Source organism: Paenibacillus sp. J45TS6 (genome assembly GCF_018403285.1).
Taxonomy (GTDB): domain Bacteria; phylum Bacillota; class Bacilli; order Paenibacillales; family Paenibacillaceae; genus Paenibacillus.
On sequence record NZ_BOSJ01000006.1, the window covers coordinates 147,229 to 169,423 of the forward strand.

A 22,195-nucleotide genomic window follows, 5' to 3' on the forward strand; every position below is an offset into this window, starting at 1 on the left:
CTCTATATGTTTTCATGCTCGGATATATGTAAGGAGTAGAAATTCATAAATAGAGATGCTCAGGATTCATTACATATCTCATGAATGACAAATAGACATAGGGGGGATTTGCTATCACTGCAGATCTCCAAGTACGATCTAAAGGGGAGGGCGTCTTTCTTGAATTTACCCAACCGAATCACACTAGCAAGAATTTTCATGATTCCGGTCATGATGATCTTTTTGCTAGTTGATTTTGATTTTTATCCATCTCCAATCCAGTTTGGTGATTATTCTCTTCCTTATAACCAGCTCATTGCTGTGATTATTTTTATCGTAGCTGCGAGTACTGATGGAATTGACGGATACATTGCGCGAAAACACAATCTGGTTACCAATCTCGGTAAACTACTTGATCCGCTTGCAGATAAACTTTTAATTACAGCTGTGCTTGTTTCCTTAGTTGAAATGGGCAGTGTACCATCATGGATGGCTGTTGTTATCATCAGTCGTGAATTTGCGGTAACAGGATTACGTCAGGTAGCGCTGCTGGATGGTTCCGTTGTAGCTGCCAGCTCTTGGGGCAAGGTGAAGACGGTAACTCAAATTATCGCAATTTCCCTTTTATTATTGAATAATTTCCCATTTGCTTTTATATCCATCCCTATGGATGTTATTTTCATCTGGCTGGCAACCATCGTGACTCTGTACTCTGGAATCGACTATTTTGTTAAGAACAAACATCTTCTTCGCCAAAACTAAGCGTAAACCTAAGCGTAATTGTTTAATATAATTTTATAATTCAACGCAAAAGAGCAATAGGTAAATCCTATTGCTCTTTTGGGGACTAGAAACATAAGCTGGGAGACTGGAGGAGTTAACATGAAAGCAGAGATTATCGCAGTAGGTACAGAACTTTTACTCGGTCAAATCGTGAATACGAATGCTCAGTTCCTATCGAAGGAGCTTGCTGCTATTGGTGTTGATGTATATTTTCAGACGGTTGTCGGGGATAATGCCAGCCGGATGAGACAAGCGATAGAAACGGCGCGGAGCCGTGCAGATATTGTTGTTTTTTCAGGCGGAATCGGTCCGACTCAAGATGATATTACAAAGGATGTTTTAGCCGATCTCCTGGGACTAAATCTTCTGATGGATCAGCGTTCCCTGGATCAAATTGAAAAAATGTTCACTAGACGCGGTACAGTGATGACGGAAAATAATAAACGTCAAGCTACTATTATAGAAGGAGCAAGTCCGTTGCTTAACGAAACGGGACTAGCACTTGGGAATGCGATCAGTCATGAAGGAACCCATTATATTATTCTTCCTGGTCCTCCGAAAGAGCTTAAGCCCATGTTTACAAACCAGGTATTGCCTTGGTTGTATCAGCATGTTTTAGCTGGCGAAATGCCGATATATTCAAAAATGCTTAAGTTCGCCGGTATTGGTGAATCTATGCTTGAGGACAAGCTGAAAGATTTGATTACGAGTCAAACGGATCCTACGATTGCCCCTTATGCAAGTGAAGGAGAAGTTACCGTACGAATCTCAACGAAGGCTCCAAGTGAAAGAGAAGCCATGGTGAAGTTAAATGAGCTTGAGCTTCTTATTCAGCAGCGGTTACCTGAGCATATGTATGCAAGCCATGATATTCCGATAGAACATGTTATCGTTGAAATGATGGCAGATCGCGAACAGACGCTGGCAGCAGCTGAAAGCTGCACAGGGGGGCTGCTGATGGCCCTTCTAACTTCTATTCCAGGGAGCGGAACCATGCTTCGAGGCGGATTTGTATGCTACTCGAATGAAATGAAAGAGAAGCTTCTGAATGTACCGCATCATTATCTTGAAGGTGAAGATGCACCTGGGGCCGTGAGTCCTGAAGTAGCGAAAGTACTCGCAGAACAAGCTCAGATGATTGCAGATTCAGACTACGGACTATCCATTACGGGTGTAGCAGGTCCGGGATATTCAGAGCGAAAAGAAGTAGGTCTTGTATACATTGGTATAGCTGAACGAGACAAGGAGACAGAAGTTCATGAATTAAAACTGAGCGGTAATCGGGAGACGATTCGAATTCGTTCTGCTAAAACCATTTTATATCGTTTGTGGCGCCGACTGGTTGAGAACGAAAAACTGAACTAGATAAATAGTTACAAAGCAGATGAAGAAAAAAGTACTATAAGTGAATCAATTTCATAATACCTTTAGTTGTTTTTATCAAGATTGTATATAGATCGAAATGGTTTTATTTGTCTATATATAGTTACAAGTTCATCATTATTAATGAGTTATGAAATTGATTCAAGTTATATATGTTTGACGCTTTTGATTTGAACCAGTATACTACAAGTAATCGGAAGAACCGGGCGCAAATCAGATTTGCACAGGTTCTTCCTTTTTTTATGCTCAGAGGATCAGCGGGCCCCTGGTCTCTCGAAAAAAAACGAATGTATGTTCTCAAAAAATGCTTGGCAAACGAGACCAAAGAGAGTATCATAGAGTTATAAACATAGAAGGATGTGAGTTTATTGTCAGATCGTCGTGCAGCGTTAGATATGGCGCTACGTCAAATAGAGAAACAATTCGGTAAAGGTTCAATTATGAAACTGGGTGAATCAACTCACATGCAAGTAGAAATTGTACCCAGTGGATCGATTGCTTTAGATATTGCACTAGGAACCGGCGGATTTCCAAGAGGTCGGATTATTGAAATATATGGACCAGAATCATCAGGTAAAACAACTGTTGCACTCCATGCTATTGCTGAAGTTCAAAAGGCAGGCGGACAAGCTGCATTTATTGATGCAGAGCATGCGCTTGACCCGCAATATGCAAGCAAACTGGGTGTAAATATCGATGAATTACTTCTTTCTCAACCAGATACAGGGGAGCAAGGTCTTGAAATTGCTGAAGCTCTTGTAAGAAGTGGTGCTGTTGATATTGTGGTTATTGACTCTGTTGCTGCACTTGTGCCTAAGGCAGAGATTGAAGGAGATATGGGAGATTCTCACGTAGGTCTTCAAGCTCGTCTGATGTCTCAAGCGCTTCGTAAGCTGTCTGGTGCAATCAGTAAGTCCAAAACGATTGCAATCTTTATTAACCAGCTTCGTGAAAAAGTTGGGGTTATGTTCGGTAATCCAGAGACAACACCAGGTGGACGCGCACTGAAGTTCTATTCCACAGTTCGTCTTGATGTCCGCCGGATTGAAAGCATTAAAATGGGTAACGACGTTGTCGGAAACCGTACAAGAGTTAAAGTTGTCAAAAATAAAGTTGCTCCTCCGTTTAAACAAGCGGAAGTCGACATTATGTATGGTGAAGGGATTTCCAAGGAAGGAAGTCTTATTGATATCGGTACTGAACATGGGATTGTTGATAAGAGTGGCGCTTGGTACTCTTACAGCGGTGAACGTTTAGGTCAAGGCCGTGAAAATGCAAAACAGTTCTTGAAAGAAAATCCTGTGATCGCTCAAACGATTGAACAAAAGATTCGTGAAGCAAGCAATTTGACGACTGTGGTTGAAGCTCCTTCTGAAGCAGATAAAGCGAAAGAAGCGAAAGAAGAACAGGAATTGTTTGAGGTCGAATAAAAAGATTCGCTAAATGTGAGAACAAGGTACCTGTAAAGGACATGTTTTTCCTGGCAGAATAGATGTTACTATAACGTTACCCTTATACAACTGTATGAACTGTCAGGAACGCTTTATAGTGTAAGAGTAAGAAACCGCGGCTTATTTTGGCTGCGGTTTTTTTATATGTAATAGGTCCGAAACAAAGTAGATAATAGAACAAGGTATCAAGAAAGGCGTGGTAAAGTGAAAGAATACGATGAGTTCGATCGTAATGAAGAAGAACAAAAAGGGATTAGTCATTTTCCTGAACAAATGCTTGAAATTACTCGGGTAGAAAAGATGAAAGGACGCGATTCCAGGTATACCATCTATTTTGGGCAATATGAGTTATCCGTTCTTGAAGATGTAATGATTAAATATCGTATGACCAAAGGTAACACTTTTCATAAAAATGAGCTGGAAGAGATCGTAGTTGCGGATGAAAAACAGCGTGCTTATGTACAGGGACTGCGTTTTCTCGGACGCAAAGCAAGAACTCGTCATGAGATATCAAAAAAATTAAAAGAAAAAGAGTTTACACTACCTATCATAGAAGAAATATTAACAAGACTGGAGCAAGAGGGACTCATTGACGATTCGTTATATGCTAAAGAGTGGACTAGACAGCGTATTTCAAATCATCGCAAGGGAAAACTGTGGGTAGGTCAAGAGCTGCGTCAAAAAGGCATTGCCAAAGAAGACATTACGGAAGCGCTTGGCGAAATCAGTGTAGAAGAAGAGTGGAACAGCGCACTTATGGTTGGACGAAAAAAATGGAATCAGATCAAAGGTGATCTCACGGAAAAGAAACGAAAAACGTACCCCTTTCTTATGAGAAGAGGCTACTCAGGAGAAGTGACACGAAAGGTAATGGCACAGCTTGTACTCGAGAGTTCTGAGGAGGAACAGGAGTTTGAAGAGGATTTTAGGTAAAATGTGGTGTCCTGGATCCCGAAAATGTTCATTCTCTTGACAATATCTTAATACGAATACTAAAATGTAACTGAGCCTATGCAACAAAAAAAGTATTTTTTCCTTCCAAAAAAGTACATTTGATGCAGAGTCTTGTATAAAGGCAGTAGTGTAAGTCCGCCATGTCCTGCGGCGGTAGAGTGTACATGCCCTGGCGTGTACAAAAAAAGAAACAGTGAATTTCACTGTATGGATTTTTTTGTAAATGTGTAGTCTTGAAATGCAAACAAAAACATGAATATCCCAAGGAGAAATCCCTTGGAGGAATCAACGGGGAGGTGAACAGAATGAGTGCTATCGCCTGGTTAATTCTCGTTGTTGCCGCTTTAGTTTTTGGGATTATTGGGTTCCTTGCCGGATATTTTATTCGCAAATCTTTAGCTGAAGCTAAAATTTCCAGTGCTGAAGAAGCTGCAGTCCAAATCGTAGAAAATGCGAGAAAAGATGCAGAGGCATTGAAGAAAGAAACGGTACTTGAAGCAAAAGATGAAGTTCATCGTGTTCGTACCGAAGCTGAAAAAGACATTCGTGAACGTCGAAATGAAATTCAACGACAAGAAAGACGATTGTTGCAAAAGGAAGAATCGCTGGATAAAAAAATGGATTCCTTGGAACGCAAAGAAGAACAAGTGGCCAACAAAGAGAAGCGAATTGATGAGACACAGCAACAAATTGAAACAATCTACAAGAGTCAGGTAACGGAGCTTGAAAGAATCTCCAATCTGACGATGGAAGATGCTCGGAGCATCATTCTGTCCAATGTAGAGCAAGAAGTTCGTCATGAAACGGCTCAAATGATTAAAGATATCGAGCAACAAGCGAAAGAAGAGGCGGATAAGAAATCCCGCGAGATTATTACACTGGCTATCCAGCGTTGTGCAGCTGATCATGTTGCCGAGACTACCGTATCGGTCGTGACACTGCCTAACGAAGAGATGAAAGGACGTATTATCGGTCGTGAAGGCCGTAATATTCGTGCACTTGAAACCCTTACAGGGATTGATCTCATTATTGATGATACTCCGGAAGCAGTTATTCTCTCTGGCTTTGACCCAATTCGTCGCGAGATTGCAAGAACCGCCTTGGAAAAATTAGTGGCGGATGGACGAATCCATCCTGCACGGATTGAAGAGATGGTTGAAAAATCGCGTAAAGAAGTGGATGAACGTATTCGCGAATACGGTGAACAAGCTACCTTTGAGGTAGGAGTTCATGGTTTACATCCAGATTTAATCAAAATTCTCGGACGACTTAAATTCCGTACAAGCTATGGACAAAACGTGTTGAAGCATTCGATGGAAGTTGCTTACCTGACAGGGCTGATGGCTGGAGAACTTGGCGAAGATATCGTACTTGCCAAAAGAGCTGGCCTGCTGCATGACATTGGTAAAGCACTCGATCACGAAGTGGAAGGTTCACACGTGGAAATCGGCGTGGAATTAGCGAAAAAATATAAAGAGCATCCTGTTGTTATTAATAGTATTGCATCCCATCATGGTGATGAAGAAGCTACTTCTGTTATTGCAATGTTGGTTGGAGCAGCTGATGCATTATCTGCTGCAAGACCGGGTGCACGTCGTGAGACACTAGAGACTTACATTAAACGCTTGGAAAAACTAGAAGCAATCTCCGAATCATTTGATGGAGTTGAAAAATCGTACGCGATTCAAGCAGGTCGTGAAATTCGCGTTATGGTACAACCGGATAAGATCGATGATGCTGAAGCGTTCCGCTTAGCACGCGATATTTCGAAAATGATTGAGAACGAATTAGATTATCCAGGACATATTAAAGTAACGGTCCTCAGAGAAACACGTGCAGTGGAATACGCTAAATAAGAATGAAACGAAGAAAAGTGGCCGAGCTTCGGCCACTTTTCTCATTCATAGATGATTAATTTTTCCGTATATAGGTTAAAAGGAGGCAATACACATTAAAGTTTTATTTATTGGAGACATCGTTGGTAGCGTTGGTCGGAAAGCATTGAAGGAAAACCTTCCATTACTCAAAACAAAATATAATCCTCATATCATCATAGCGAATGGTGAGAACTCAGCATCGGGCCGAGGCATAACTCAGTCCATTGCCAGACAATTCTTCGACTGGGGTGTCCATGGAATTACGATGGGCAATCATACTTGGGACAATCGAGATATTTTTGAATTTATTGATGATGAACCTCGCTTGATTCGTCCAGCTAATTTTCCAGAAGACTCCACACCAGGTAAAGGCCATGCTGTAATCAAAGCTAATGGTAAAGAACTGGCTATTGTTAATTTACAAGGTCGTACCTTTTTACCGGCGCTAGATGATCCTTTCCGTAAAGCGGATGAACTGGTGGACGAGCTGAAGAAGAAACATAAATGTATTCTGGTAGATTTTCATGCGGAGGCAACATCCGAGAAAATTGCGATGGCATATTATTTGGATGGCAGAGCTTCGGTCGTTGTAGGTACACATACACATGTGCAAACTAATGATGAGCGAATATTAGAGGAAGGTACCGCTGCGATTACGGATGTTGGGATGGTAGGACCAAAAGATGGAATTTTGGGTATGGAACGGGAAGCTGTACTTCATAAATTTCTAACTAGTTTGCCAGTACGTTTTAATGTGGACGAAGGAAAATGGCATTTCCACGCGGTACTCATTGATATCGATGAGAACACGGGTAGAGCAACAAAGATTGAAAAAATCCGGTTAGTTGAAGATGAATGGAGAATGGAATAAAGGATTTTACAGATCTCTTTCAGTCAGGCCTCTGCACCTGATAAAAAGAAGGAATCTTTTCCATTCTCGCGAATAACATTTATTAGAGTCTGTTCATTCAGAAGATCAAGCTAAAACAACCGGGCGGACTATTGCATGAGCTAAAGAGGCCGAGAGATTCAGTTAAGTTACTGCATTTATCACATGTTGGACCATGTCGTGGAAACAATCCATCATCCTATTCCCAGGGGAGGTACTTACCATGGAAGTATTAAAAGTTTCAGCCAAGTCCAATCCGAATTCAGTCGCAGGTGCATTAGCAGGTGTTCTTAGAGAACGCGGAAATGCTGAATTGCAAGCGATTGGTGCAGGAGCTCTTAATCAAGCAGTAAAAGCAGTAGCCATTGCCCGGGGATTTGTGGCACCGAGCGGAGTTGATCTCATTTGTATCCCTGCCTTTACGGATATCGTAATCGACGGGGAAGACCGGACAGCAATTAAACTGATTGTAGAACCCAGATAAATAAGCAGTAGTCTTAGCCTGTTTGCACTTGGTAGTGCAAATGGGCTTTTTTGCGTAAGAATAAAGACATGATAAGTTTCATAGCAGTAATGCTAAGAAGGTGAAGGGGGTTACTCCTATGAAGTTACATATTCCTGCTATTGATATGCACTGCGATGTACTGTATAAAATGCAGTTTGAACCGAGTCTTGATTTCCTAAACGATTCTGAACTCGATGTTACGATGAGTAGGTTATTAGAGGGAAAGGTGGCGCTTCAAACATTTGCGATCTATCTATCCGAGCGACTGGGTACGCCGCGATTTGAACATGTCTATAGGCAGATAGAGATATATGAGAGGCTAATGGAACAAAAAAGCAGTGAGCTGGGTTTACGGCCTTTACGATGGAAACAAGATGCACAGGATCTCCGAAATCTTATTAACCAAGATGAATGGCAGAATAGGAATCAGATATGGAGTTTGTTATCGCTTGAAGGTGTGGATGGCCTCGAAGGCAATCTATCTTATCTTGATCTCATTTATGATAAGGGTGTGCGGTTTATTGGTGTCACATGGAATTATGCGAACTGGGCTGCAGATGGGATTTTGGAAGAAAGAAATGGAGGATTCACGAATAAGGGAAGAATGTTCATTAAGAAATGTAATGATATAGGACTGATCATAGATGTATCTCATTTATCAGAGGCTGGGTTTTGGGAACTCACCGATATGACGGAACGGCCAATTATCGCTTCCCATTCTAATGCAAGAACGATTTGTCCGAACCCTCGTAACCTTACAGATAATCAGATTCGTGCGATCATTGCGCTGAATGGACGAATCGGGATGACCTTTGTTCCTTGGTTTGTGAAAAAGGAAGAAAAAGTAACAAAAGCAGATCTCTTAAAACATATCGATCATGTTTGTTCTTTGGGAGGGGCAGACCATATCATGTTTGGATCGGACTTCGATGGTATCCATCAGTGGATAGAAGGTCTTGAACATCCTGGTAAGTATCCTGATCTTGTAGAACTATTGCTGAAACACTACTCCGAAACGTTAGTCAGACAGTTTATGTATGATAATGTGCTTTCATTTCTATGTGAAAATTTAATGGAGAAACCTTAATTTATAGACTAAAAAGAACGGAAAGTGAAGGATGCCTTTTCAATTCGGTCTTAATGTGGGTATAATATAGGACGGACCAAATATATAGACAGAGAATTAAGGAGTGTTATTTGAAATGACTAAAACAGTACCAGTAGGTGTGTCTGCACGTCACATCCATCTAACCCAAGAACATGTGGAAGCTTTGTTCGGAGCTGGATATCAATTGACTGAATTTAAACCGTTGTCCCAACCTGGACAATTTGCAGCGAACGAAACCGTTGCTGTTATTGGACCAAAAGGCCAATTTGATAAAGTGAGAATTTTGGGACCGGCACGTCCGGCAAGCCAATTGGAAATTTCTCGTACCGATTCTTTTGCAATTGGAGTAAAAGCGCCAGTTCGTGAATCCGGATCTATTGAAGGTACTCCTGGTGTTACTCTAAAAGGACCAGCAGGCGAAGTAACTTTGGAAGAAGGCGTGATTGTAGCTGCAAGACACATTCATTTCCATACTTCTGATGCAGAAAAATGGGGCATTAAAGATAAAGATATGCTAAAAGTTCGCCTTGGTGGAGAACGTGGTCTTGTTCTGGAAAATGTCATTGCACGAGTATCTGAATCCTTTGCTCTTGATATGCATATCGATACAGACGAAGCAAATGCAGCTGGTGCTAAAACCGGTGATGTAGCTGAAATTATTGGCTAAGCATCCGTCCTTATAAGTACGAATTAAGCAAGGGTTGTTCCGAGTGGATTTTTTAATCCAGAGGGGACAACCCTTTTTTTGTATTTTTTATGATGGGGAAGTACGGTAGATATGGATTGTGAATCATGATATAATTTGGTGTAATGCCTTTTTGAGTTGGATATTGATGATCGATAATGGATAGGAAATACGAAATAGATTTAGCGTAAGGAGTGACCGATCTACCATGACGAAAGATGCAAAGGATTACTCCAAGTATTTTGATTTTTCGGATGCAAAAGTTCTCTCTGAGGATGAGTTCGGTAAGAAGATCCGAATTCGTGGACGTGAAATCAATATTATATCGGAGCCTAATCAGAAACGCGAGAAACAACGGGGGAAAGAGAATATTGAGGTATTGTATGATAATGCAATTCCTGAGGAACTGAAAGCGATCGGTAAAGGTAAACATTATCTGGTATATACTTATGGATGCCAGATGAATGAACATGATTCAGAGACGATTAAAGGAATGCTGGAAGAGATGGGGTATCAGCCGACCGAAGATCGTAAGGAAGCGGATATTATTCTTTTAAACACTTGTGCCATCCGTGAAAATGCCGAAGACAAGGTATTCGGAGAATTAGGTCATCTGAAACATTTGAAGACCGAGAAACCGGATTTGTTACTTGGTGTATGTGGATGTATGTCACAAGAAGAAAATGTAGTAAACCGTATCCTGCAGAAGCATGGCTTTGTCGATATGATTTTTGGAACACATAATATTCATAGACTGCCTTATCTAATCAAAGAAGCATACTTTAGCAAGGAAATGGTCGTTGAAGTGTGGTCCAAAGAAGGCGATATTATTGAAAATATGCCTAAGAAACGCCAAGGTTTACGCGCATGGGTCAACATTATGTACGGATGCGACAAGTTCTGTACTTACTGCATTGTTCCATTCACGCGCGGTAAAGAGCGCAGCCGCCGGCCTGAAGATGTGATTGCGGAAGTCCGTGACCTAGCACGCCAAGGTTTTAAAGAGATTACCCTGCTAGGGCAAAACGTGAATGCGTATGGTAAAGACTTTACGGATATAAAGTATGGTTTCGGTGATCTCATGGACGAGATTCGCAAGATTGATATTCCAAGAGTGCGTTTCACTACTTCGCATCCGCGTGATTTTGACGATCATCTGATTGAAGTACTTGCCAAAGGCGGAAACCTGGTGGAACATATTCACCTTCCGGTGCAATCGGGAAGTACGGAAGTGCTGAAAAAAATGAGCCGTAAGTATACTCGTGAACGCTATCTGGAACTTGCACACAAAATTAAACAAACCATCCCTGGTGCTGTCCTGACTACGGACATCATTGTTGGTTTCCCTGGGGAGACAGATGAACAGTTTGAAGATACGCTGTCACTCGTTCGGGAAGTGGGATTTGACTTTGCATATACCTATATTTATTCACCTCGTGAAGGAACGCCGGCTGCCGTAATGGAAGACAACGTTCCGATGGAAGTGAAGAAAGAACGTCTTCAACGATTGAACAAAGCGGTTCAAGAATACAGCTTTGAAGCACACGAGCGAATGAAAGGACAAGTTGTCGAAGTTCTTGTAGAAGGAGAAAGCAAGAATAATGACGAAGTACTGTCTGGTCGAACTCGCGGAAACAAACTTGTTCATTTCGAAGGACCAAAAGAATTAATCGGTACTTTTGTACAAGTGAAAATTACAGATGCTAAATCGTGGTATATCAAGGGTGAATGGCTCCCTTTACCACAAGCGGCGAATAACTAATATACAACTAGAGATACATTGCATTATGAGCCAACCTAACAGAATGGAGCGATCATTATGGAAAGCGATCAACAGAAAGTCAATCAATATGGTATGCCTTCATTTCGAACGCGGGATCTCATTATACGCGATGATATTATGAATAAGGCCAAAGAGCTCGCTGATTTAATTGGTACGAGCGAAGAAGTTCAACATTTCAAACAAGCTGAGGCTAAAATTCAAGAACATGAGCGAATACAAGGACTCATCCAAAAGATGAAAAAGAAACAGAAAGAAATTGTAGCTTTTGAGTCATTTCAAAATAAAGAAATGGTTGCTAAGATTGAAGCTGAGATCGAGCAACTGCAGGATGAGATTGATGGTATTCCGCTAGTCACTGAATTTCAACAAAGCCAGAGTGATATAAACTATTTATTACAGCTTGTGATGTCAGTCATCCACGATACGGTCTCCGAGAAAGTAAACGTGGAGACAGGAACGGATGCACCTCCATCACGATGTGATTAATACAGTAGAGGGTGCGGAAAAGTTTCCGTGCTCTTTTTCTGTATAATTAATGTTAATGACAAGAGTAGAGCATAGAATACAGGGTATTCTAAAGCACGAACAGCATGAGGGGAGTTACACAATGAAGATAATCGAACAGATGGTTCAAGATGCTGATGACCGCTTTTGGGGACTATTAGGCTGCAAATTGATCCAAGCTACAGAAAACAAAGTTACGGTTTCTATGATTGCGGAGAAAAAACATACGAATTCTATGGGAATCATTCATGGAGGAGTCTTATCATCCCTAATGGATCAAACCATGGGTATGGTAGCGGTAGCGAGCAAACAAAGTGATAACTGTGTTACTACAAATCTAAACGTTCATTATTTAGCACCGATGCATGAAGGGGAACTTTTGGTAACCGCTGAAGTGATTCATGAAGCGGGAAGAAGTTTAACAACAAGAGCAGAAGTAAAAAACGCAGATGGCGTGTTGGGCTGCATGGCTACAGCTTCCTTCCGTTTAGTTATACCTAAAAATAAGTAGTAGGCAGGATTAGCTTACCTTCATATGGATATGGTTGACAAACAAGATAATGATGTCATAATGAAAATATCAAAATGAAATCATAGCGGTGATAATAGATGAACGAAGAAATCAACCATTTTGCAGAAGACAATGATCCGGATCGTATGCTTCCCAAAAAGAAGTATCGGACACCTGATGGTGTACCTGCTGATATTGTCATGTTTACATTAACGAAGCGTGAGCGTAAGACGGTTACCAAGACTCTTCCTATTAGAGAGCTGAAGGTGATGCTGATTAAACGTAAATCTTGGCCGTTTGCTGGAAAATGGGCACTGCCAGGCGGATTCTGTCAAGAGAATGAATCTATTTACGATGCAGCAAAACGTGAACTCATGGAAGAGACCGGTGTAGATGGCGGACATCTAGAGTATCTTGGGGTATATAGTCAACCAGGAAGAGATCCGCGCGGTTGGATTATCTCTCATGCATTTTTTGCTCTCGTGGAAGAGTGGATGCTTGAACATAGGCAAGCAACAGATGACGCCGAAGAAGTAGGGCTATTTACCATCGAAGAAGCACTGCAAAAGTTGGAACTTGGCTTCGATCATCGAACGATCATAGAAGATGCCTATAGAAGGATACAAGAGCAGATGCTGCAAACAACCATTGCAAGGCAATTTTTGCCTGGGCATTTTACGTTAAGTGAGTTATATCAGGTTATTCAGAGTGTTGTTCCTGATTTTGAGGAACCAAACTTCATTCGCAAAATTACTTCAACGAGAAGCCGCAAGGGAATTATTGAAGAAGTGAGAGATGAAGAGGGGAACCCGCTTAGCTCTAATCAGTATTCTCAGCGTCCTGCTCAGCTCTACCGGTTTACTGACTTGAGGCCAAGACTATCCATTTATACGTAAAGAATAGAGAATAGGAGTGAAAAGGATGAAAGCTTTGATCGTCATTGACTACACAAAAGATTTTGTGGATGGTAATTTACCCGTAGGGGAACCCGCAATCGCTATTGAGGAAAGGGTCGTGGACATTACAAAAGAGTTTATAAATCAGCAGGATTATGTTGTAATGGCCGTTGATTTGCATGATGAGAAAGATGACTTTCATCCTGAAACTTCGTTATTTCCACCCCATAATATTCGAAATACGGTGGGGAGAGAACTATACGGCAGACTCGGCACATTGTACGAGCACAATAAAGAATCCATTTATTTTATGGATAAAACACGATATAGTGCCTTTGCGGGCACGGATCTTGAGATGAAACTGCGTGAACGCGGAATTACCGAGGTTCATTTGATTGGCGTATGCACCGATATATGCGTACTCCATACTGCAGTTGATGCATACAACAAAGGTTTTTCCATCACAGTATATGAGGATGCAACTGCAAGCTTTAATGCAGAAGGTCATGTGTGGGCACTAGGACATTTTAAGAATAGTCTGGGTGCAACCGTGACGAAGCATACCGAGTAAATCATACCAATGAAATTGTTTGTGGCTTCACAAGAGGCCTGAGAGGATGAGACAGATGCAAACCACAAGCCTGGCATTACATACGGATAAATATCAAATTAATATGATGTATGCGCATTGGGTGAATGGAACTCACAAACGCAAAGCCGTATTTGAGGCTTATTTCCGCAAGTTGCCTTTTAAAAATGGTTACGCCGTTTTTGCAGGACTTGAACGGATCGTACATTATATTAGTAACCTCAAGTTCACAATGGAGGACATTACGTATTTATCCAGCCAGGAGGAAAATTATGATCCGGCATTTCTTGAAGAATTGCTGCAGTTTACTTTCCAAGGCACGATTTACGCAATGAAAGAAGGAGCACTCGTATTTCCGGATGAGCCGCTAGTCCGCGTCGAAGGAAATATTATGGAAGCCCAGCTTGTTGAGACTGCGATCTTAAACTTTATGAACTATCAAACACTGATCGCTACCAAAGCTTCTCGAATTAAACAAGTTGCCGGCAACAATACATTACTAGAGTTTGGGACAAGAAGAGCACAAGAAGCGGATGCGGCAATATGGGGAGCACGTGCTGCTTATGTAGCAGGTTTTGATGCGACGTCGAACATGCTTGCTGGAGAGCAGTTTGGTATTCCAACAGCAGGTACGCATGCACATTCTTGGGTACAAAGTTTTGAAAGTGAGCAGGAGGCATTTGATGCCTATGCAAAAGTAATGCCAGACCAGGTCACACTCCTCGTCGATACGTTTGATACCCTTGGAAGCGGTGTGCCTCATGCCATTGAGACAGCTAAGAAACTGGAAGCCCAAGGTAAGAAAATGAATGCGATTCGGCTCGATAGCGGTGACCTTGCTTACCTATCTATTCAGGCAAGAAAAATGCTTGATGAAGCCGGTTTTCCATATGTTAAAATTGTAGCTTCTAATGATCTGGACGAACACACCATCTTCAATCTAAAAGCTCAAGGGGCACAGATTGATACTTGGGGCGTGGGTACTCAGCTCATTACAGCAGCAGATCAGCCTTCACTTGGCGGCGTCTATAAGTTAGTAGAACGTGAAGTAGGAGAGGGCATGCAGCCGACAATCAAAATTTCTGCAAATCCCGAGAAGGTAACAACTCCCGGTAAAAAAGAAGTGTACCGGCTTGTAGACCCTAAAACGAACAAAGCCATCGCTGATTATATCTGCTATCCTGACGATGAACAGCCTAAGCAGAAAGAACCATTGCAATTATTTAATCCCGTACATCCTTACATGAAAAAGACGATTAAAAATTACGATGTGGTTACTATGCTTGAGCCTATATTTGTCGAAGGAAAGAAAGTGTACGAACTTCCTACGCTAGAACAAATTCGCGAGTATCATCGGGAGCAGATTAATATGTTCTGGCCAGAATACTTGCGTAAGTTAAATCCGGAAATCTACCGGGTAAACATTAGCCCAGCTGCATGGAATTTAAAACAAAAAATGATTTCGGACTATATTCATTCCTAAATGAATTCATAAGTGATTCAATTTCAATGAGTTGTGAAGTTGATTCATGTGAAGATAATTATTAAAAAGGTCGCCCTAAAGGCGGCCTTTTTCGATTATAGTACACTCATTGATTTTTACCCGGGAAATAATTGCTTCATTTCTCTAAAAATTATTTCTCGGGAAAGCGCACCAGTTGGCATTTCCCGCCAAAATACTACGGACTTAGTCATATAGAAGTAGAATGGGGTCCATGCGTTTCTCACCTTATATATAGGGTAATTTTAATAAATACAGTTGTTATATAACTCATGGAAAATAGTAGTAAGTTATGTAACAATGGTGCAGGTAAAGGATACAAGAATAGATAAAGAGGAGAGATGGAGAAATGGGCGAAGTAAACAAACAGACGTTTCAAGCATATATGGTTCGTAAGGATGACAATGGGTTTCGGGCAGGGCTGGAACCCATCACATTAGCTGACTTGCCTGACGCAGATGTTACGATTAAGGTAGAGTACTCCAGTGTCAATTATAAAGATGGACTGGCTAGCATAGAAGAAGGAAAAGTTGTTCGTGGATATCCTGTTATTCCGGGGATCGATCTCGCAGGGACCGTTACTCAGTCATCAGACGATAGATTCAAAAAAGGAGATAAGGTACTCGCCACAGGTTATGAACTGGGTGTAAAACACTTTGGCGGTTATAGTCCTTATGCGAAAGTACCTGGAGATTGGCTGGTACCTCTTCCTGAGGGTTTAACAACGAAAGAAGCGATGGCGATTGGCACAGCAGGATTTACGGCTGCGATGTCAGTAGAGAGTCTCCTGCGGACAGGTATAAACCAAAATTCCGGTCCAGTTCTTGTAGCTGGTGCGAGCGGGGGTGTTGGAAGTATGGCGATTTCCATTCTGTCAGCCCTTGGCTTTGAAGTAACCGCAAGTACAGGGAAGAAAGAACAGGAAGAGGAACTACTTCAGAAGCTCGGAGCAACGCAGGTAATAACGCGAGAAGAAGCTTATGAGAAGGGAAAAGGTCCTCTATCTGCCGAACGTTATGCAGGGGTAGTCGATCCTGTAGGAGGCAAAATGCTGCAGAGTGTGCTTGGATCTGTGAAATACGGGGGAGGCGTGGCTCTCTCTGGTATGACAGGCGGTTATCAGTTTGAATCCAGTGTCATTCCATTTATTTTACGCGGGGTACAGCTCATCGGTATTGATTCTGTATATTGTCCGGCTGAAAGACGTGCTCAGCTTTGGAAACATCTCGGTAAAGAGTGGAAACCCAAATCGGCGCTGCAACTGGGCGTAAATGAAATTTCGCTGGAAGAACTGCCAGCCACGTTAAGTCGCATTTTGGATGGTAAAGCGGTAGGACGTACCGTTGTGAAGTTGTCGTAGAATAAGAAGACTACCAAGGTACTTTTAAAAAGAGCTTTACGAATGAGCTAAGCTCGCTTCTACTTTCATTAAACAAACAAGGCAACGGATGCTAGCGACAGTTGCCTTGTTTTTGTATTTCAATTAGTTAATTGCTTTTATATTTCAATTAGTTAACTATTTTTATATATCTCTCGCATAACATGACGTAATTCTGGAGCAATAATTCGGGTAATAGCGAGCTTGACTGCACCCCTCGATCCTGGCATTGAAAATACAGCTTTCGAACCGATTGTACCCGCAACTGCTCTGCTTAGAATAGCAGCTGTGCCGATATCCTCAGTAAAACTAAGGTATCGGAATATTTCCCCGAATCCGGGAAGTTCCTTGTCGAGCAAAGAGTGTACTGCTTCGTACGTATTGTCACGTGGTGAAATTCCCGTTCCCCCAGTTAATAAAATAGCCTCGATATCATCTCTCATTACCGCTTGATGAATCACGGACTGTATAGTAGCCGTCTCATCAGGGATAATGATATAATCGACAACAGCGTAGCCGTTTGTAAGGAGAAGTTCCTGCATGAGCTGTCCGCCAGTATCTGTATCTAAGGTACGTGTATCCGATACCGTAATGACCATACAGTTTACACTAGGCGGTGCCTTCTGTTTGTGCTCTTCGACAGAATTCATAAAGATCAATCCTCCAAATTCAAGATATGAATCTACTTTAGACGATTACTTCACGAGACGCAAACGAAGTGGATATTTGTCAGATAGTAGTAAGACAGACGAAGCAGCTACTTAATGAATAACAGAATCATGTACTCTTTGAGTAAAATGAAATGCACCAGTTGGGAAGGAAGTAGGAATGAAGATGACACCCGAGCAAACTACGGACAATAAGACAATACCTGTATATATTTTATCTGGGTTTTTAGGAAGCGGAAAAACAACATTACTAGTGAAGCTGCTTGCGTATTGGAAAAGTAAAGGAATGACTCCTGCTGTTGTAATGAATGAGCTGGGGGAGGTTAACCTTGACGGTGAAATCATTGGAAAAGATGTAAGCATGGCTGAAATACTTGGAGGATGTATTTGTTGTTCTGTACGAGGTGACCTTGCTCCGCAGCTCGTGGAATTGGTACAGAGTTCATCTCCCGATGTGATTGTGATCGAAGCAACGGGAGCCGCAAATCCAGTGGAAATTTTAGATGGGATTGCGGATACGTCCTTATATGTGAAACTTCAGATCAGGGAATTAATCTCTGTTGTAGACAGTATTCACTTACTAGATACGTACAGGAAGCAGAAGGGAAAAACGTTCCGATTGATGCAAGAGCAAATTCGTGCTGCTTCTCAATTGCTGCTGAACAAAATTGATCTTGTGACGGAAGAGGAACGTCAGGAGCTGGTAGAATGTATACGCAGATGGAATCCGCATGCTGAGATTCATCTGACGAACTACTGTGCCACTCCGCCTACAGCGATCTTAAGAGAGAATGAACTTCCGGGCGTGTCTGCCGATCACCGTTCTGAATCCGCACAAGAGGAGAGTCATAACAGCTCAGAATCTAGTCACACTCATTCACATGATCATGTAATGGCCTATACTCATTATTTCTCAAAACCCATTAATAGTGTACAGTTCGAGTCATGGCTAAAGCAGTTGCCAAGAGATATCTACCGTGCAAAAGGAATTGTTACTTTTTCGGATACCAACAGCCGGTTTTTGTTCCAGTTCGCTTATCGTGAAACAGATTTCACGAAGCTCCGAAGCAGCGATCGTTTAGAAGATGTAGGTGTTTTTATCGGAGAACATTTCTCAAAAACAGAGATAGAGCAGTCATTACGGCAGCTAGAACATGATAATAGTCGGGATTCTTCGATTTAGTATTCTCGTAAAAGAAAAGCCCGCAGCGAAACTGACTTTGTCAGTCGGACTGCGGGCATGTTTTTCATTATAAAGTTCAGAGTTAATTAAACATCAAGTGGAACAACACAGCGACTGCAGATATACAAACAGTACAGATACCAAGGAAAATGAGTGTTGGTTTATAAATCTTTTTTGTTTCTTTACCCTTAATCCCAGCAGTCGATGTACCTAGAATAATATTGGCTGGGGCAACGACGTTACCTACCGCACCCCCTGCGGATTGAGAAGCAATAACTTGTTCCAGTTTTAACCCATCCATGGATTCCACGACAGAAGCATGCAGTGGTGAAAATAGAACATTTGCGGATGTACTGGAAGAAGTAATATATGCACCTGCTACACCAATCATGCTGGCAAGCGCAGCATATACGACAGGTGATGAGACAGCAGCAATCCCAAGAGCAAGCACATTCGTCTGACCTGAATGTTCCATCGTCTGCGCCACCGTAAGAAATGCAATAATAGCCATGGATGCACCTAATGCTTCGGATGCTGTCCCTTTTCCGATTACTTGTAAGGGGTTCTTTCCTTCGCTAGTCAAGGATTTATAATGGCCTTTTGTTTTGTACCAGAAGTAGCCAAAAATACTTGAAATGAATAAATAAAGTCCTGGGTGGGTGAATGGTGCGATAGGGGAGTAAGCGCTTTCCGACTCCGTTGTGTAATCAAACCCAGTCGACACTTCTGGAAATGCAAAACCAAATTCCACAGATTCGAGAAACTTTAATATAAAAGGAACTCCGAGCATGGCGATCGAGAGACCTGTCAGTACATAATAAGGCATGAATGCAGTATGAAGCGGCATCTTAACCTCTGAATCATCTTCATCTGGACTCTCGAAAATTGAACTGGCATTTTCAAGTTCTTCGTTCCGTTCTTTGTAACGTGTAAAGCGTGAGAATACAATGACTGCACCTAAAGATAATGTTGCGGGAACAAAGGCGCTGATTGTAGGATTCACCTGGAGCAAGGCTAATTGTCCTCCTCCTTGAATCAGGGATACAACGAAGACAAAGGGCCACACTGCGCGAATTCCCTTCCACTTGGCGAATAAATAACAAATCATAAATCCACCTAGCAGATTTGGTATCCATAGTAAAATCCCATGATAGAGTAATGATTCCGTTTGATTCTCGATGTCAACAACATTGAGTGTCGCCATCCATCCAACTGCCAGGGTACCGAACATTTTGCCCCAGGCATGTCCGATTAAAGCGATAACAATAGCCATATAGGGTTTGACTCCAAGCCCAATAAGTAGTGGAGTCACAATCGCAATAGGGGCGCCAAAGCCGGCAATTCCTTGCAATATGGAGGAAAATATCCATCCGAATGCCAGGACGAGGAACAGGTAGTTTTGACTATACTTTTCAATTCCTTTGCGAATCGCCTTGAAAGCACCAGCTTTATCTGCCACTTGATAAATGAGCAGTGCTGGCCATACGACGAGTAAAATAAAGAACGCATCCCATACTCCCTTGCCTATACCAACGAGAGCAGTATCCCACGGAACGTTAAAGAAAATAAAAGCAATACCTAACGACAGGGCTAGAGCGATACCACCGGATACGGCGCCAGACCAGCTAAACCACACCATCATAACAAGAAGTGCGATTAGCGGTAACAGTGATAACGTCCAGTACGATAATGTAATAGGAAGTTGATGATCCAACGATAGTCCTCCTTTTTTTAAGATAGACAAATCTTGTTACCAGCTTAGGGCAATGCCGTCGCCTCGGGGATCAGCCCCCGCTGAAAGACTGCCTTTGTTCTTATTGATTACAATACCTTGAGCGTGTCCCATTTCTTCAGCCCATTCCGGAGCTAGCTGCACATCGTGTCCTTTTGTCTTTAATACCTCGAAAACGGCTGACGTCGCACGCGACTCTAATTTGAAGGATTCGGTATTTTCTCCCCAGGTTCTCCCGTATAACCATCGTGGTGCTTCAATCGCTTGCTGAATGTCATATCCATAATCAATAACACGGGTAACAAGCGAAGCTTGGGTCTGAGGTTGTCCTTCTCCGCCCATTGATCCATACAACATAAAGAGATCTCCGTCCTTTAATGCCATAGCCGGAATAATCGTATGAAAAGTATGCTTTTCTGGTTCAAGAGAGTTAGGGTGGTCTTCATCGAGTGAAAAGAATGAACCTCTATTTTGGAGTAAAATACCTGTGCCTTCTGGAATAAACATCGACCCGAATTCATGGAATATGCTCTCAATTAGAGAGACCCCGTTACCTTCACTGTCCACTACAGCCATGTATACAGTATCTCTATTCATAACTAAGTCCCAGTGGTCTTCTTTATCCGCAGCTGTCTCTTTGCTTATCTGTTCACTCGTTTCCTTTACATGCTGCTTGCTTAGTAAATCTTCAAGCGGAATATCTATCGTTCGGGGGTCTGTTACATAACGATCTCGAAATGTAAAAGCCAGCTTTGCCACTTCTGCCATAAGGTGATAGTATTCCGGTGTCTGATCTCCGATCTCATTCATATCATATTCTTCAAGATAGTTGAGCATCATGAGTGCTGCCATACCTTGTGTATTTGGCTGTGTTTGATGTACTTCATAACCGCGGTACATTGTAGATATAGATTCTTCCCATTGTGCTTGGTGAGAAGAGAAATCATCCTTGCACAACATTCCCCGCGCCTTCTTCACGCCATCACATATCGCATCAGCCAGTTCCCCTTTGTAGAAGACACTTGCTCCTTGCTTCGACAGTAGTCGCAGCGAATGTCCAAGATCTGTTTGCTTTAAGATTTCGCCCGGCGCAAGGGGTTTGTCATCAGGTAAAAAAATACGTGCAGCTTCTTTATGCTCTGAAAGTTCATCTTGAAACCGCTCAATAAATCGGCTGAGCTTTAGTGAAACAGGAAATCCTTGCTCCGCATAATAAATTGCTGATTCAAACAGGGACTCCCAAGGGAGTTTACCATATTCATCATGCATTGTTTTCCAACTATTTACTGCACCGGGGACAGTGATCGCTGACAGTACACCGCGGCTTGGAATCTTTTTATGCCCTCTCTCGTTGTAAAACTCCCGAGTTGCCAGCTTCGATGCAGAACCGCTTCCATTAAGTGCTCGTATTTCCTTCTTCTTGTTGTCCCACAGTAAAGAGAACAGATCTCCACCAAGACCCGCCATATGCGGATAAACTACACAAAGTGTTAGATTCATTGCAATTGCCGCATCAACTGCATGTCCACCTCGTCGAAGGATATCATAGCCCGCGATGGTTGCTAAATAATGCGGGGATGTCACTGCTCCGCGAGTTCCCGTAGCAGGTGGTCTACCTGTTATCATCGAAGCATGAGAACCACCTTTTTCATAATGGAATGTCATTCAATCTCACCCTTTCTGTGAATAGTAGGTGTTTCAATACTGGGTCCTTTGACATAAACAGGGACTTTCGACATATTACCCCACATAAAGAGAGGTAATCATAAAATACATGGTCAATTTTGTGAATTCACTATGAAGAGGCAACAAAGAGGCTTAGTAAGTGCATAGTAA

20 protein-coding genes are annotated in these 22,195 nt (G+C 42.1%); 17 read left to right on the forward strand and 3 right to left on the reverse strand.

The genetic code is table 11. The features are described 5' to 3' along the window. Window positions 1-159: 159 nt before the first annotated feature. The 16 genes from pgsA to KJS58_RS11385 all read left to right on the forward strand — a co-directional run bounded on the left by pgsA (window position 160) and on the right by KJS58_RS11385 (window position 16,758). Entirely contained in the window at window positions 160-741 is a 582-nt protein-coding gene (pgsA, locus tag KJS58_RS11310) for a CDP-diacylglycerol--glycerol-3-phosphate 3-phosphatidyltransferase (RefSeq protein ID WP_213532615.1), read from the forward strand. A gap of 120 nt (window positions 742-861) precedes the next feature. Then, entirely contained in the window at window positions 862-2,127 is a 1,266-nt protein-coding gene (locus tag KJS58_RS11315) for a competence/damage-inducible protein A (RefSeq protein WP_213532616.1), read from the forward strand. Window positions 2,128-2,513: 386 nt separating this feature from the next. Further along, entirely contained in the window at window positions 2,514-3,575 is a 1,062-nt protein-coding gene (recA, locus tag KJS58_RS11320) for a recombinase RecA (RefSeq protein ID WP_213532724.1), read from the forward strand. 225 nt (window positions 3,576-3,800) lie between these two features. After that, window positions 3,801-4,529, forward strand: a complete 729-nt coding sequence (locus KJS58_RS11325) for a regulatory protein RecX (protein WP_249717195.1) — start codon at window positions 3,801-3,803, stop codon at window positions 4,527-4,529. 326 nt (window positions 4,530-4,855) lie between these two features. Beyond that, a complete protein-coding gene (rny, locus tag KJS58_RS11330; RefSeq protein WP_213532617.1) occupies window positions 4,856-6,406 on the forward strand; it encodes a ribonuclease Y in 1,551 nt (516 codons plus the stop codon). Between the two features lie 94 nt (window positions 6,407-6,500). Further along, on the forward strand, window positions 6,501-7,298 hold the full coding sequence (locus KJS58_RS11335) for a TIGR00282 family metallophosphoesterase (protein WP_213532726.1): 798 nt from the start codon (window positions 6,501-6,503) through the stop codon (window positions 7,296-7,298). Window positions 7,299-7,539: 241 nt separating this feature from the next. Further along, a complete protein-coding gene (locus KJS58_RS11340; RefSeq protein ID WP_213532618.1) occupies window positions 7,540-7,800 on the forward strand; it encodes a stage V sporulation protein S in 261 nt (86 codons plus the stop codon). Window positions 7,801-7,918: 118 nt separating this feature from the next. Beyond that, window positions 7,919-8,908: a dipeptidase gene (locus KJS58_RS11345; protein WP_213532619.1), complete on the forward strand. Its 990-nt coding sequence runs from the start codon at window positions 7,919-7,921 to the stop codon at window positions 8,906-8,908. 115 nt (window positions 8,909-9,023) lie between these two features. After that, window positions 9,024-9,596 carry a phosphate propanoyltransferase gene (gene pduL, locus KJS58_RS11350; RefSeq protein WP_213532620.1) on the forward strand — a complete coding sequence of 191 codons (573 nt, stop codon included), beginning with the start codon at window positions 9,024-9,026 and terminating at the stop codon, window positions 9,594-9,596. 226 nt (window positions 9,597-9,822) lie between these two features. Then, on the forward strand, window positions 9,823-11,376 hold the full coding sequence (gene miaB, locus KJS58_RS11355) for a tRNA (N6-isopentenyl adenosine(37)-C2)-methylthiotransferase MiaB (protein WP_213532621.1): 1,554 nt from the start codon (window positions 9,823-9,825) through the stop codon (window positions 11,374-11,376). Window positions 11,377-11,433: 57 nt separating this feature from the next. Continuing rightward, the gene (locus KJS58_RS11360; protein WP_213532622.1) at window positions 11,434-11,883 is read left to right on the forward strand and encodes a YlbF/YmcA family competence regulator; all 450 of its coding nucleotides are present in this window, start codon (window positions 11,434-11,436) and stop codon (window positions 11,881-11,883) included. A gap of 121 nt (window positions 11,884-12,004) precedes the next feature. Beyond that, complete coding sequence (locus tag KJS58_RS11365) at window positions 12,005-12,412, forward strand: PaaI family thioesterase (RefSeq protein ID WP_213532623.1); 408 nt, start codon at window positions 12,005-12,007, stop codon at window positions 12,410-12,412. A 98-nt stretch (window positions 12,413-12,510) separates the two neighbouring features. Next, on the forward strand, window positions 12,511-13,308 hold the full coding sequence (locus tag KJS58_RS11370) for an NUDIX domain-containing protein (protein WP_213532624.1): 798 nt from the start codon (window positions 12,511-12,513) through the stop codon (window positions 13,306-13,308). Between the two features lie 25 nt (window positions 13,309-13,333). After that, the gene (locus KJS58_RS11375) at window positions 13,334-13,879 is read left to right on the forward strand and encodes a cysteine hydrolase family protein (protein WP_213532625.1); all 546 of its coding nucleotides are present in this window, start codon (window positions 13,334-13,336) and stop codon (window positions 13,877-13,879) included. Window positions 13,880-13,934: 55 nt separating this feature from the next. Continuing rightward, window positions 13,935-15,380 (forward strand): nicotinate phosphoribosyltransferase, encoded by a 1,446-nt coding sequence (locus KJS58_RS11380; protein ID WP_213532727.1) that lies wholly within the window; start codon window positions 13,935-13,937, stop codon window positions 15,378-15,380. Between the two features lie 367 nt (window positions 15,381-15,747). Beyond that, window positions 15,748-16,758: an acrylyl-CoA reductase family protein gene (locus tag KJS58_RS11385; RefSeq protein WP_213532626.1), complete on the forward strand. Its 1,011-nt coding sequence runs from the start codon at window positions 15,748-15,750 to the stop codon at window positions 16,756-16,758. Between the two features lie 152 nt (window positions 16,759-16,910). On the opposite strand, the gene KJS58_RS11390 is transcribed toward KJS58_RS11385, so the two are convergent. Continuing rightward, window positions 16,911-17,432 carry a MogA/MoaB family molybdenum cofactor biosynthesis protein gene (locus KJS58_RS11390; RefSeq protein WP_213532728.1) on the reverse strand — a complete coding sequence of 174 codons (522 nt, stop codon included), beginning with the start codon at window positions 17,430-17,432 and terminating at the stop codon, window positions 16,911-16,913. Window positions 17,433-17,604: 172 nt separating this feature from the next. On the opposite strand from KJS58_RS11390, the gene KJS58_RS11395 reads away from it, so the two are divergent. Next, window positions 17,605-18,627: a CobW family GTP-binding protein gene (locus KJS58_RS11395; protein ID WP_249717197.1), complete on the forward strand. Its 1,023-nt coding sequence runs from the start codon at window positions 17,605-17,607 to the stop codon at window positions 18,625-18,627. Between the two features lie 82 nt (window positions 18,628-18,709). Here KJS58_RS11395 and KJS58_RS11400 read toward each other — a convergent pair whose 3' ends face one another. Both KJS58_RS11400 and ggt read right to left on the reverse strand, forming a co-directional pair. Beyond that, complete coding sequence (locus KJS58_RS11400; RefSeq protein ID WP_213532627.1) at window positions 18,710-20,341, reverse strand: L-lactate permease; 1,632 nt, start codon at window positions 20,339-20,341, stop codon at window positions 18,710-18,712. A 36-nt stretch (window positions 20,342-20,377) separates the two neighbouring features. Then, entirely contained in the window at window positions 20,378-22,024 is a 1,647-nt protein-coding gene (ggt, locus tag KJS58_RS11405) for a gamma-glutamyltransferase (protein WP_213532628.1), read from the reverse strand. Between the last annotated feature and the right edge of the window lie 171 nt (window positions 22,025-22,195).

What these genes read in the sequence shown, in the direction of transcription:
- KJS58_RS11315 (WP_213532616.1), top strand. Translation starts at nt 862, where the DNA reads ATGAAAGCAGAGATTATCGCAGTAGGTACAGAACTTTTACTCGGTCAA.
- rny (WP_213532617.1), top strand. Translation starts at nt 4,856, where the DNA reads ATGAGTGCTATCGCCTGGTTAATTCTCGTTGTTGCCGCTTTAGTTTTT.
- KJS58_RS11340 (WP_213532618.1), top strand. Translation starts at nt 7,540, where the DNA reads ATGGAAGTATTAAAAGTTTCAGCCAAGTCCAATCCGAATTCAGTCGCA.
- KJS58_RS11345 (WP_213532619.1), top strand. Translation starts at nt 7,919, where the DNA reads ATGAAGTTACATATTCCTGCTATTGATATGCACTGCGATGTACTGTAT.
- pduL (WP_213532620.1), top strand. Translation starts at nt 9,024, where the DNA reads ATGACTAAAACAGTACCAGTAGGTGTGTCTGCACGTCACATCCATCTA.
- miaB (WP_213532621.1), top strand. Translation starts at nt 9,823, where the DNA reads ATGACGAAAGATGCAAAGGATTACTCCAAGTATTTTGATTTTTCGGAT.
- KJS58_RS11360 (WP_213532622.1), top strand. Translation starts at nt 11,434, where the DNA reads ATGGAAAGCGATCAACAGAAAGTCAATCAATATGGTATGCCTTCATTT.
- KJS58_RS11365 (WP_213532623.1), top strand. Translation starts at nt 12,005, where the DNA reads ATGAAGATAATCGAACAGATGGTTCAAGATGCTGATGACCGCTTTTGG.
- KJS58_RS11370 (WP_213532624.1), top strand. Translation starts at nt 12,511, where the DNA reads ATGAACGAAGAAATCAACCATTTTGCAGAAGACAATGATCCGGATCGT.
- KJS58_RS11375 (WP_213532625.1), top strand. Translation starts at nt 13,334, where the DNA reads ATGAAAGCTTTGATCGTCATTGACTACACAAAAGATTTTGTGGATGGT.
- KJS58_RS11380 (WP_213532727.1), top strand. Translation starts at nt 13,935, where the DNA reads ATGCAAACCACAAGCCTGGCATTACATACGGATAAATATCAAATTAAT.
- KJS58_RS11385 (WP_213532626.1), top strand. Translation starts at nt 15,748, where the DNA reads ATGGGCGAAGTAAACAAACAGACGTTTCAAGCATATATGGTTCGTAAG.
- KJS58_RS11395 (WP_249717197.1), top strand. Translation starts at nt 17,605, where the DNA reads ATGAAGATGACACCCGAGCAAACTACGGACAATAAGACAATACCTGTA.
- ggt (WP_213532628.1), bottom strand. Translation starts at nt 22,024, where the DNA reads ATGACATTCCATTATGAAAAAGGTGGTTCTCATGCTTCGATGATAACA.